This is a genomic window from Spirosoma pollinicola (assembly GCF_002831565.1).
Lineage (GTDB): Bacteria > Bacteroidota > Bacteroidia > Cytophagales > Spirosomataceae > Spirosoma > Spirosoma pollinicola.
Genome location: NZ_CP025096.1, coordinates 7,170,346 through 7,183,681, shown reverse-complemented (window position 1 = coordinate 7,183,681; position 13,336 = coordinate 7,170,346). Strand labels below are relative to the sequence as shown.

Sequence of the window (13,336 nt, the reverse complement as noted above, 5' to 3'; positions counted from 1 at the left end):
AAACTAACGAAGTGGACTTAAGCGTGTTGAGTCAAAATTTGATCGGAAGTTCTGGCGTTCACTGGTCCGACGCAGAATGGCTTTGATCTTGGCTTTCACCTCCAGAGGGTTAAAAGGCTTCACAATAAAATCATCTGCTCCCTGCTCTATGCAGGTAATTTTCAATGAGCTATCTTCCATGCTCGACAGCACAATAATGGGTACAGTTCGATAAATGGAACTGTTCCTGATTAACGCAATCAGCTCCTGTCCGTCCAGCTGTGGCATGCGCAAATCAGTGAGAATAATGTCAGGCAAGTTGCCCTTTTCGAGCCAGGCCATCGCTTCTATGCCATTTGTGCAGGAGCTAATGTCAAATTCAGCACTCATCGTGAGCTGAATAATTTTTCTTATATAGACATCATCATCTATATGTAGTATATGGTATCGATTTTCCATTAAGGTTTATTATTGCTTTTTATTGAGGATTCAATTCAAATATAGCAAACTATAAGTTTATTAAAAATAAAAAAAGTAAATAAAGCGAATTTTGTTAGTTTATTGTGTTTTTTAGCCCTTGCAGTGACAAAATAAACCATTGAGTTGAATTATTTAACTACAATATTGATTTATTTAAATATAAACCTCACTTGTTATTACTTGTTTTTAATAGTAAATGGGTAACGGAATTCGAGTTAAATTATTGACCAGTAGTTAGTTATGGGTATGGTTGATCCTGATAGTACGTTATGACTAGAAATCAAAAGTATGAATAATGAACATTAATGCCAAATGTTATAGTATAAGTTAATGAAAATTAATTGAAAAATAGTCAATGTATTCAAAACAAATATATAATTTCGTAAATTGCAAGCTTATATTTTATAAGATATAGTAGTAAATGCAAGCTATTTATACATATATAGTGTTAACTGTAATTAGACAGCTACCCTTCATTTTTGCCTTATTTGTCTTTGTCGGTGTTATGGCAAACGGCTTTGGGCAATCAATTGGGCAGGTTGATACGGTATATCTGGATATTGACAAAGACCTGGCTTCCCAACTACTGCCTTTTGAAAGTATCTACGAACTCGCCCAATTTCACTCACCTGTGCTTAAACAGCAAAACGCCGATATCGAGAGTAAAGCAGCCGCCATTCAATCCCTTAAATGGACATTTCTAAGTGGTGTTGGCCTGACATCGGGTTTAACCAGAGGCAATCAATCTGTGGTAACAAATGACAATTCAAACTATCCGCTTCTGAGTTTATCCAATGGGTATCGGTTTGGATTCAATGCCAACATCTCGGTTGGTGACTTGCTAAGCCGCCGACCCAACATCAGGCAGGCACAGGCTACGCAAAAGTTTGCCATGGCCAGGCGCGACGTACTCGCTCAGGAACTTCGACGTGAACTATATCGCATTTATCAGGCAACGCTGTTGTCGCAACGGATGCTGCGGCTGTATATAGAAGGGCAACAGGTGGCGCTGGTGGCGTTTCAGACGGCAGAAATCAACTGGAAGGAGAACCGGCTGGCAGCGTCCGATTATTCAAGTGCATCACAATTGTACACACAGGCGCAAGCCAAAGTTGAAGGGGAACGCGTTGCCGTTTCCATGAATCTGTTCGATTTGGTCACGCTTGCTGGTGTTCCAATGGCGCAACTGCAACGTTTACAACGATAACTATGACACTGGCCACCGTTTTTCGTGTACTCAGAAAGAACCTGATCTGGTTACTGCTGTTTCCCGTGATGGTTACCTGCACCGTAGCGTATTTGACCGGCGATCTGCCCCGCTCTTATATTGCGACAGCAACAGTTTATACAGGCTTTGCCTCTGGAATGTCCATTGTTGAAAACAACACCAAGACGACCAGCCAGGAGATTGGCAATGCCTTCGATAACCTGATTACTACTATAAAATCACGCGAAACGCTCACTGAGGTAAGCTTACATCTGCTGGCTTATCATTTGAGCCTCCGGAAAGCCAGCCCTGACAAATTGAGTAAAAAGTCGTTTGACGATCTGCAAAAACTGCGTAATACTGAGTTGAAAGGCGTTTCAGTTGGTTATAATGAACTTGCTACATTGAAAAAACTGGAGAGGCTTGCCGGGGCGCAGGACGGAAATGCCATCAAAAAACTTTTATATCAGTCCAACTCGCCCTATTCTGTCGAGAGTATTCTGGGCCGGATTACAGTTAGCCGCAAGAACAGTAGTGATATGCTGGAGTTATCCTGCAAAGCCGACGATCCTGCCATTTGTCAGCAAACACTTGTGTTTTTGATCGACACGTTCCAGAAACGCTATCAGGCAATTCGGGCTTCAGAAAATGGAACGGTGGTTAAATACTTCGAGAATCAGGCCCAAACCATCCAGCAGCATCTGAAGTCGGCAGAGGACCAACTGACAGACTATGGCGTTCAGAATAAGATTATTAACTACGCTGAACAATCAAAATACACCGCAGAAGCAAAAGAGGCCACGTCGACGGAATATGTCCACGAAAAAATGCAACAACAGGCAGCTCAGGCATCTCTGGTGGCTCTGGAACGCAAACTGGATGACAATGCTTCTGTTCTCCTTGCTAATGGCGATGTGACAAAGAAACGGAATGAACTGGCTAAAATACAGACCAGGCTGGCCAATGCGATGGTGTATGAGCAACCACCGGCAGAAATTGCCAAACTTCAAGCCACTACAGACCAACTGTCGGCCGAGTTGAAGGTGGCAGTCCGACGATTATATAACTCAACAAATACGGTTGAGTCGATTCCCAAGCAGGATCTATTGACCGACTATGTGGAGCAAACGCTGAAACTTCAGGGATCGAATGCCCGCTTGAATGTGCTGAAAACACGTGTTCAGGAGTATGCAGGCATCTATAATGATCTGGCTCCGCAAGGATCAGCAATACACCGGCTGGAGCGGAAAATAGGGCTTGCCGAACAAGAGTATTTGTTTGTACTGCATGGCCTGAATATGGCTCGTCTTCGTCAGAAAGACCTCGAAATGACCGGGTCTATGGGCATTATCGACGCCCCCGCACTACCCATGAAATCGCAGCCCTCTATTCGATCTATGCTCGTGGCCGTGTCGTTTATCGGGTCGCTGGTGCTTTTGATTGCGGTACTCCTGGGTAAGGAGGTTGTGAACGGCAGTATTCAAACGCCTGAGCGGGCTGAGCAACTGTCGGGTATACCGCTGGCAGCCGCTTTTCCGCTAATAAGTAAGCTATTCGCCAGATACGATCTGGACTACATTGAGCGGTGCATGGTCGAGAAACTTCGCACGCGTCTATTAATTGATATAACCGTCCCAGACACCGATGAGTGGCCCCCTTATCGATTAATTACACTTTTGGGAACGCAGGAAAAACAAGGGAAAACATGGGTTGGTGAACGAATCAGTCATCGGCTGGTGAAGGCAGGTCACCGGGTATGCTATCTGTATCCTGCCGATGCTGAAGAAAAACCGGAAACCGACGCACAAACCATTGCCTATCCTGTCAACAGCGATTTTGCCGACACCCGTACTGTAGGGGTGTTACTTCAAGGAGTTGAAGCGGCTGATTTACCTGAATTTGACTACGTCTTTCTGGAGTTGCCCAGTTTATTGACCAATGCGATGCCTGTTCATCTGGTTGGTCAAAGTCATTTATCGCTGCTGGTGCTTCATGCTAAATCGACCTGGTCAAAGGCTGATGAAGGACTAAAGGTGCTGGTTGAAAAAGCCAGCCACCATGCGTTATTGACCGTTCTGAATGGGGTCGAGGCCGATTTGCTGGAGCCGTTGCTGGGGAAAATACCACAACTGAAAAAAAAGAAAAGTAGCAAAGCTGCCCAACCCAAACCACTTGATCTTGTCTGAGTTCATTGACCGGCTTTGTTAAGGAACGACTGGCTGGCTCTATACCCGATACCATGTCAGTTATTACGCACTATTTTACCGAAAACCGCTCCGGTCGCTTATTGCTCGCACTGCTGGGTTGCCTGTTGGCCGCTCTGGTGTTAGGCTTTATTATCGCAAAGGGTGGAATAGCGGTAGCGGGCCTGCTGATCGTTGCGCCACCGGCATTGCTGTTTTTGAGTTTCTGCTTTAATCAGCCGAAGGTTGGTATTTTCAGCTGTCTGATACTGAGCCTTTTTTTATTCAGTCATAGTATTGGCGACATGATTGCCAAAATTGTCGGCCCGTCATTTCAGTTGGGTTTGTTACTGGATGGGTGTCTGCTTGTGTCGCTCCTGGGCGTACTGTTCACGGCCAAAGCAGAAGACTGGCAGCGGCTCAACAACCCGGTTATTTACCTGCTCCTGCTTTGGCTTCTTTATACAATCCTGGAGCTGTTTAACCCAATGTCAATCAGTCGCGAACCCTGGTTTGTGGCAGTACGGGGCTTTTCGCTGTATTGGTTTGAGTTGACGGTTATCGGGTTTATCGTGTTAAAGCGAGAGTCTGATCTACGGCTATTTGTCAATATCTGGATGATCGGCTGTATGATTATGGCGCTTTGGTCATTCAAGCAGCAGTACATGGGGCTAACAAACGAAGAGCAGTTCTGGATGGATAACATTGCTTTTTCAACGCACATCATTAATGGGGTAATGCGGTGTTTTGGCATGTGCCCGGATGCGGGTCAATTTGGGGCAGTAATGGCTCAGGCTACCTTGTTTGCTATGATCCGAATGCTCGACGAGCCATCTAAACTCCGCAAAATTGGCTACGGTATAATGACCCTCGTATTTTTCTGGGGTTTTGCCATAGCGGGCAGTCGGGGTCCATTGGCGGTTTTGGGGGCTGGTTTTGCCGTTTACCTTGTTCTTAAGCGCAATATCGTCGTGTTGGTCGTTGGTGGCACAGTGGGTGCTATGGCCTTCGGATTTCTTAAATACACGACAATTCTTCAGGCCAATAGCCAGGTTCAGCGGCTTCGAAGTGCGCTTGACCCCGAAGATCCCTCCCTCCAGTTGCGGCTTTCCAACCAGCGGCTGTTTGCCGATTTTCTGTCGACGCGCCCGTTTGGAGTTGGCCTGGGGCTGGCTGGTGATTCGGGTAAAAAGTACTGGCAAGTGGTGGTCACCACACAGGGTATCGACAGTTGGTACGTTAAAATCTGGGTCGAAACCGGCGTCATTGGCTTGGTCATACACGTGATTGGCATTTTGACTTTTTTCGTTCTAGGCTTCCGGAAGGTCTTTTATATACACGACCCACATCTTCGATCTGTGATGTCGGGCTTATTGTGTGGTTACTTTGGTATTCTGGTGGCCAATTACGGGAATCAGATTATGGGCCAAAAGCCAACCTGTTTCATTATCTATATAAGCATTATCTTTTTTGTGCAGGCAGATCAATTTGATAAAGTGCCGCCCCCTGCTCAACAGCCCAACCGTACCTTACCTTAACCTACTATCTATATGCCTGTACGATCTGTACTACTGAGACTTATTTGACGAATTGTCGTTGTTGACCATCTGCCGCTTTTACTGCAAACAACACTCCAGGTTGTTCAATTCTGTACGCTATCAGTATCAAATAAGTAGTCTATCTATAAGTATTCATAATGGCAAAAGTATATTTCCCCAACCTGAATGGGTTACGATTTATTGCGGCATTCGCCGTCATTATTCACCATCTGGAACAGTATAAATTTCTTTTGAACGAGCCAAATTTATGGCACATTCCCTTTTTCGAGGTGGTCGGTAAAGTGGCTGTAGTTCTTTTCTTCGTACTGAGTGGTTTTCTAATTACCTACCTGCTTCTGGAGGAGCAACGGACAACGAATACGATATCGATTTGGGCGTTTTACATGCGTCGGGTACGGCGTATCTGGCCCTTATATTATTTGATGGTTGGTTTGGGACTGTTTGTGTTTCCTGCTATCTCGATTTTTTATCTGCCAACCCTGTCCGGTGAACTCGCTTCGGGCTTCACGACGAAACTGATTCTGTTGCTCCTGATTCTGCCGAATATGGTTGTCATGCCCATACCGGGTATTTATCAGACCTGGTCCATCGGCGTTGAAGAACAGTTTTACCTGATATGGCCTGTCTTATTCAAAAAAATACGCAACCCGGTACTCATATGCTGTCTTGTGCTGGGCGGGTATCTTGTTGTCAAATTTGTTGGGTTGCCAGTATTGTCGAACTTGACACATGAGGCATCGTGGGCACGCACAGCTATTCGAATCTGGAACAAGTTCAGTGTGGATTGTATGGCCATTGGTGGTTTGACGGCCATTTTGCTACACCGCAAACAGGAACGGGCGTTACAATTTCTGTTCAGTAAGCCAGTTCAGGTGTTGGCATACGGGATCAGTGGCGTAATGATTGGCTATGGCGTGGTGGTTCCGTATGTAAATTTTGAATGTTATGCCGTCCTGTTTGCGATCATCATCCTGAATTTAGCCGCCAATCCTGCATCAATCATCAATCTGGAAATTAGTGTATTTAAATACCTGGGCAAGATTTCGTATGGCTTGTACATGTACCATTTAGTCGGCATCGCCATGGCTCATGCGCTGACCAACTGGCTGGCACCCGGCAGCAACGTTTTGTTGTATGGCCTGAGCATTGCCCTATCCATTGGTATTTCCGCAGCTTCGTACGAATGGTTTGAAAGTCGTTTTCTTCGGTCGAAAAAACAGCCCGTTCCCAGTCCGGAAAAGTCGTCGGAGTTGGCCCCTCAGGCGTAATTAAGTTTAGAGTGCATTAGAGCGAAACGTTAAAAAGTCAACTTATTCTGGTCACCTATTCCTGTGAAAAGCTCAGGAGTAGGTGACCTCTTTTTTGTAATTTCCCATACTAATTCTTCATACTGTATACACCAGATAGGCCGTTAACCGGGAGTAGAAAACATGAAGTTTTAAAATTCATAAAGAAGAGAGGAAAGTAAAATTCAACTAAAAGGCAATGCCCGATTCGCGCTATATTACTGCTGCGAATCAGGCATTTTTAGCAACAATTTGGTTGTAATTCTGGTTTGAATCCAAATTTCCTCTTCCCATGAAACAAGGTTTATATTTAGTATGTGGTCTGCTCCTACTTGTCAACGCTCAACAGTCAATGGCCTGTAACTGTGCCTATACAATTACGCAGAGCGGTACATATAACAACAGTACATTGCATGTACAGCCTGGACAGACGATCTGTATTCAGGCAGGGCATTACGATTTTCTGAAATTTATTGGGTTTGTTGGTACGGCTGCCCAGCCCATTCGTTTCGTCAATTGCGGAGGGCAGGTAGGAGTTGGTGCCAATGCAACCACGTCGGGTATTCAATTCACGAACAGCAGTTATTTTGCACTGACCGGATCGGGCGACGCGGCTATCCCATACGGTTTTCTGGTCGATAAATCCTACAGCACGGGGAGTTCTGGCGTATCGGTAGGCGGGGCAAGTACAGAGTATGAGGTTGAGCGGGTAGAGGTGTCCGTGGCAAGTTATACGGGATTTTTTATGAAGCTGGACCCCGGTTGCGACTCCACCACCTGGCGTGATAATTACACCATTCGCAACGTTCGTATTCATGACAACTATGTGCATAATACCGGCGGTCCCGGTATGTTTATAGGGAGTGGGTACTCGGCTACAACGGGTGCAACCATCACCTGTAATGGTACCACAAAAACAGTTTATCCCGTTCAAATGACCGGTCTACAGGTGTATAACAACCGGATTGACCTAACAACCGGTGTAGGCCTGAATATCAATAATGCCCCCAATGCCAGTGTCTACAACAACACGCTTGTCAATACCAGTTTAGGGCCGGTACCGGCTGGTTGGAAAATAGGCGGCTCAGCTGGTTGCGGTTGTGATTATACGATTACAAAGGCTGACACGTATAACAACGCCCGACTGGGGGTAAAGCCCGGACAAACGGTTTGTATTCAGGCTGGGCAATACAACTATTTGAGGCTGAGTAACTTCGTTGGGTCAACCACGCAGCCAATTCGGTTTATGAACTGTGGCGGGCAGGTAACGGCGGGCACTACTACGGGAACAACGGGTATTGTCGTGTCGGGAAGTCAGTACTTCGTGCTTAGTGGAGCGGGCGATTCCAATTCGTTTTATGGCATAAAACTTACGCAAAGTAACGGGACGAATGGCAACGCAATGGGCGTTAGCGTAAGTGGCCTAAGCTCCGACTGCGAGATTGACCACATCGAGGTAGCAGCTGCCAATTTCGCCGGGATCATGGTCAAAACCGACCCCACCTGCGATCCGGCCACCTGGCGGGAAAACTTCACGATGTATAATGTCAAACTTCATGATAATTACATCCATGATACGGGTGGAGAGGGCATGTATATTGGCAACTCATTCTACGATGGTTTCGGTGTAACCTGCGATGGAGTCGCCAAAACGGTTTATCCTCACCTGATTCAGGGGCTGGAAGTTTACAACAATCGCATTGAGCGCACCGGCGCCGAAGGCCTGCAATACGGGTGCGCCCCCGATGCACAGGTACATCATAATCGGCTTGAGTACACCGGTATTAGCCCCTTTGCCAATTATCAGAACAATGGACTGCAAATAAGCAGCGGTTCGGGGGGAGATTGTTACAGCAACAGTATCAGACACGTAGCTGGTACAGGGTTAGCCATTCTGGGCCATTTGGGAAATGGTCGCATTTTCAATAATGTGATTTATGATGTGGGGCAGGATGGTATTTTTTGTGATGACCGGCCAGGCTCGCTGTCCAATACGTCGATGGCTTTTTTGAACAACACTATCAGCAAGACGGGGCGTGATGGCATACGCTTGTATAACGAGATCAATGTAAATACCATTGCCAACAACGTTATTACGCGCCCAAATGCAACCCCATCGTTAAACGGTAAAGCGTTCGTCTTTGCGCAGGGAGCAACCGCCAGCATGTCGGCAAACTTTACGGCTGCCAGTGCATCGACGGCGGGATTTGAAAATGATTCGACAGATTTTCATTTGAAAAGCGGCTCCCCATTAATCGATTTCGGGATCAATGTTTCGAGTTGGCGTATAACCGTTGACCTGGATGGCAACCCGCGCGACACAAGTTACGACATAGGGGCCTATGAATATGTGGCGGGCAATCAAGGCACAAACGCGACGAACTCAGCCTACGCTCGCGTAGGGGCGACCCCGCAAACAGACGCTCAGACGGCAGTAGCAGGGGCGTATTCACCCGAAGAGAGTACATCCAAAGTCGTCATTTATCCATCACCTGCTTATAGTCAGATTACCTTTCAGTTGCCTCAGGGGCAGGTTATTGATCAAGTGTCAATATACAATGCGATGGGTCAGCTGGTAATTACGCAACGAAGCGAACGAGTCGATAGGATGACATTTAGCGTAGCTAACTTATTGGCTGGTACGTACATTTTTGATCTTATCAAAAGTCCACTTCAAACAGTTCGGGGGCGGTTTGTAAAGCTATAAGCTCTGTGATATGATAGCGGAATACCCTCAAATGGGAGGGGATTTACCCTGATAAACCGTTCTGGTTTGGGCCTTGTGTAGGTTCGAGTCAGAACGGCTAACAACTGGGGGGACTTGAACCAGAGGTAAGTTATAATGTTACCAATATTTTGCTATTATTAATTACTTATTCGGCCTTATCTTCGTAAAGTATATGACATTAATAGTCAATGCGAAGTAATGTACAAAACGCAAACTGAGAAACACAGGTGAATGCATTAGATAGTTTGTAATGGTACGAATAGCTTTACTAGTTATTGCTGTGTTATTGTATGGGGGTAGAATTGTCGATGCGCAGAGCCCATCAGGTTGCAATTGTGATTATACGATAAGTAAGGGCGGGATTTACATGAATAGCCTCATGAATGTCCTGCCGGGCAAAACCGTTTGTATTCAGTCAGGTCGATATGATCATTTACGCTTCATTGGCTTTGTTGGTACGTCCGCTCAGCCAATCCGATTCATTAATTGTGGTGGACAAGTGAATGTCGGTATAGATGAATATTACTCGGGTATTCAGTTCGAAGCCAGTCGTTACTTTGTCCTGTCGGGATCGGGAGACAGTAATTATCAGTACGGTTTCAAGCTGGATCAGTCCAACACTGATGCATCTGGCTTAAGCATTGGCGTACTGAGTTCAGACTGTGAGGTTGAGCGCGTAGAAGTCGCCAAAGCTGGTTTTGCCGGTTTTTTCATCAAAACCGACCCCACCTGCGACCCAGTCACCTGGCGGGAAAAGTTTACGATGTACAATGTCAAACTCCACGATAACTACATCCATGATACGGGTGGAGAGGGCATGTATATTGGCAACTCGTTTTACAGTGGCGTCAACGTTACCTGCAATGGGGCTGTTAAAGTGGTTTATCCTCATCTGATTCAGGGGCTGGAGGTTTACAATAACCGTATTGAGCATACAGGAGCCGAGGGTCTGCAGTACGGATGTGCTCCCGATGCTCAGGTACATCACAATCATATTGACTATGCAGGAATCAGCCCCTTTGCCAAAAATCAGAATAATGGTCTGCAAATTAGTGGTGGCTCCGGCGGAGATTGTTACAGCAACATCATCCGCCATGTGGCGGGCACGGGCTTGGCCATTCTGGGGCATCTGGGTAACAATCGAATTTACAACAATGTGATCTATGATGTGGGGCAGGATGGTATCTTTTGTGATGACCGGCCAGGCTCGCTGTCCAATACGTCGATGGCTTTTTTGAACAACACCATCAGCAAGGCGGGGCGCGACGGCATACGTTTGTATAACGAGATCAACGTAAATACTATTGCTAATAACGTTATAACCCAGACCAATGCAATCCCGGCTCTGGGTGGAAGGGCTTTTGTTTTTCAGCAAGGGGCGCGGGCTGATATGGTCGCTAACTTTGTGGCAATCAACACCGCAACAGCCGGATTTGTTGATGTGTCGGCTGACTCCGCCGATTTTCGTCTAACGCCCTGCTCACCATTAATTCGAGCTGGTGTCAATGTTTCTTCCTGGGGTGTTCTGGCCGATCTGGATGGGAAGTTGCGGGACGGCGCCTACGATATAGGCGCTTATAGCTTTAGTCCCGATAGCCTCAATACGGCACCAATTGACGTGGCCTTGGCATGCTTAAATCAGCGATTAGCGTTGGTTATTGCCTACCCATCACCAACTTCCGATCAGGTAACGCTGCTACTGCCCGAAGATCAGTTTATTGACCAGATACACATTTATAATTCAATGGGTCAACGGGTAATCAATCAATTGAACACCCAGGGCCGAACAAATACACTGACAATCAGCGTGGCACATTTACCATCAGGCCATTACTTCTTCGATATATTTATCAACCCGTCAGACATAATCCGAGGGCGTTTTATCAAACAATAAGCAGAAATTACCTCTCGACTCGCTGATAGACGAGATAGGGTCCAAGGTTTTACTGTTGCCTGTGTTGGGTACTTACTAAGAACTATATTCATTTATACACTTTAATTTTTAAGCAAAATCAAACGTTGGCATATATTTTGTTATAAACCTACTCGTGTAACAAGTTGAATAGCTTCATTTAGTTTTCAATTAATTTATTAAGTAAATACCTGATAATTAATATAGTATTATCGGTAACTTATGATTATATTTGTTTCGCACAGGAGGGCCTTTCTTTGAAAGTCTCAATGAGCAACTGGCTATGTCGGTAAGCTTTTTCAAGAAAGTTTTTGAACATACGATAGAAAGTGCAGGATGGTCTGGAAATTACACAAATTGATGGCAGTGATCGTGTTTCGGTGTGCTCTCCTGTCAACGTTTAGTCAAGAAGCTTTTTACCAGTTAGACGAACAGGTTGATAAACTTAACCGGCTCAAGCGAATTGTCAGGTATGTACGTCAATACTATAGTCTCCATCCAAATTTTGCGAAGCACACCTATGGCAGTCTTGAGAATTATCTCGAACGGCATATTTCGGAGCAAGATTGGATTCTCTTAAATCAACTGCATCTCGTTGAACCATTACGCGTGCCATTGCATCATAAACCGGTTTTAGATATTGCATAGCTTAACCCATACATGCATATGGCCCTCCAGATCTGACCAGTGTACCGGCTAGATGTAGAGGGCCATTCATTTTATCTGATCCTCGAATTATTTACGCCAATCGAAGGACACCATACAGCCTGCTCCCGGCGATGTAACGACGCGAAGTGCCCCTCCCTGTTCCTCCACGAGCATTTTTAGGATATTAAGCCCTACACCCGTGCTGCTTTCCCGCTGCGAATGTCCACCCGGTTGAAAAAGCCGAAAGAGTTTATCTTGCTGTTCCTGCGTCATGCCGGGGCCATTATCACGGACAAAAAATTCAACAAATTTACCCTTATCCGTACAGCCAATATCAATCAGACCCTGTGCCTTATCGTTGTATTTGATCGCATTACTTAACAGATTTTGAAAGACCTGCTGCAACTTTATCTTTTTGGTAGAAAGTACCGGCAACGGCTCAATGACCTGAATGTTTATGTGCTTCGGCGGAAACAGCAATTGAACCGTTTGGGATAAAAGCTCGGCGACAGCTACCTCTTCCACGCTTTGCTGATCAATACTTTGACGGGAATAGTCCAAAATGGTACTGATCATGGTAGACAAATGATACCCGGCGTCCTTCAAATCGCCTACATAGTCAGCCAGTTCTGCCTGGGCAACCGGACCGCTATCGTTCATTGCTTCAACAAAGTGTAACTGGGTTAACAGGCCTGTAAGTGGTGATTTAAGGTCATGCGCCACCATATAGACGAACTTCTCGAGTTGCTTGTTTATCGTTGCCAATTCACCTGCCGATTGTTTCAATGCCTGCTGGTAGCGCCATAATTGCTCAAACACGTTTACCTTCGCTCTGGTCACGTTGCTGTCAAGCGGCTTGGCCAGATAGTCGACCGCGCCCTCCTCAAACCCCTTCATTACGTACTGTTCTTCTTTACTGATGGCCGTTACGAAAATGATGGAGATGTCGCGGGTTTTAGGGTTGGTTTTTAAAAATTTAGCCACTTCAAAGCCATCCATGTCAGGCATTTGCACGTCCAGCATAATCAGGCCGATATGGTCATTTTTCAAAGCCTGTTTCAGGGCTTCGTTGCCCGATGCAGCTTTGATAAACTGGCGCTTTCCATTGTCAAGAAGTTCTTCCAGAACCAGCAGGTTCTCTGCCCGGTCATCGACCAGAAGTATAGTGAACGGACTGGATTGATTTGTAGATGTTAGCATCATAGAATGCTGATGAATGAATTGTTACGGAACGTTAATGAATGTAAGTAAATGGACAATTAATAATGTCAAATGAATAGTGACTGATAATCAGTATTTTAAAAATTTACATTATCAATTTCACATTGTCCATTTACTTAGTGTTCGGACGGAT

The 13,336-nt window shown here is 45.7% G+C and carries 8 protein-coding genes; 6 read left to right on the top strand and 2 right to left on the bottom strand.

What is annotated here, in order from left to right; all coding sequences use genetic code 11:
- Nucleotides 1-3: 3 nt before the first annotated feature.
- Nucleotides 4-438, bottom strand: coding sequence for a response regulator transcription factor (locus CWM47_RS30205; RefSeq protein ID WP_100992297.1), 435 nt, complete (start codon nt 436-438; stop codon nt 4-6).
- A gap of 526 nt (nt 439-964) precedes the next feature.
- Here CWM47_RS30205 and CWM47_RS30200 point away from each other — a divergent pair.
- The 6 genes from CWM47_RS30200 to CWM47_RS30175 all read left to right on the top strand — a co-directional run bounded on the left by CWM47_RS30200 (nt 965) and on the right by CWM47_RS30175 (nt 11,316).
- Nucleotides 965-1,666 carry a TolC family protein gene (locus CWM47_RS30200; RefSeq protein ID WP_157816088.1) on the top strand — a complete coding sequence of 234 codons (702 nt, stop codon included), beginning with the start codon at nt 965-967 and terminating at the stop codon, nt 1,664-1,666.
- Nucleotides 1,667-1,668: 2 nt separating this feature from the next.
- Nucleotides 1,669-3,852, top strand: a complete 2,184-nt coding sequence (locus tag CWM47_RS30195; protein WP_100992295.1) for a GumC family protein — start codon at nt 1,669-1,671, stop codon at nt 3,850-3,852.
- 53 nt (nt 3,853-3,905) lie between these two features.
- Entirely contained in the window at nt 3,906-5,387 is a 1,482-nt protein-coding gene (locus CWM47_RS30190; RefSeq protein ID WP_157816087.1) for an O-antigen ligase family protein, read from the top strand.
- Between the two features lie 158 nt (nt 5,388-5,545).
- Entirely contained in the window at nt 5,546-6,676 is a 1,131-nt protein-coding gene (locus CWM47_RS30185) for an acyltransferase family protein (RefSeq protein WP_100992293.1), read from the top strand.
- A gap of 310 nt (nt 6,677-6,986) precedes the next feature.
- Entirely contained in the window at nt 6,987-9,401 is a 2,415-nt protein-coding gene (locus CWM47_RS30180; protein WP_100992292.1) for a right-handed parallel beta-helix repeat-containing protein, read from the top strand.
- Nucleotides 9,402-9,801: 400 nt separating this feature from the next.
- Nucleotides 9,802-11,316 carry a right-handed parallel beta-helix repeat-containing protein gene (locus CWM47_RS30175; RefSeq protein WP_170069464.1) on the top strand — a complete coding sequence of 505 codons (1,515 nt, stop codon included), beginning with the start codon at nt 9,802-9,804 and terminating at the stop codon, nt 11,314-11,316.
- A gap of 753 nt (nt 11,317-12,069) precedes the next feature.
- Here CWM47_RS30175 and CWM47_RS30165 read toward each other — a convergent pair.
- Complete coding sequence (locus CWM47_RS30165; protein ID WP_100992289.1) at nt 12,070-13,185, bottom strand: hybrid sensor histidine kinase/response regulator; 1,116 nt, start codon at nt 13,183-13,185, stop codon at nt 12,070-12,072.
- Between the last annotated feature and the right edge of the window lie 151 nt (nt 13,186-13,336).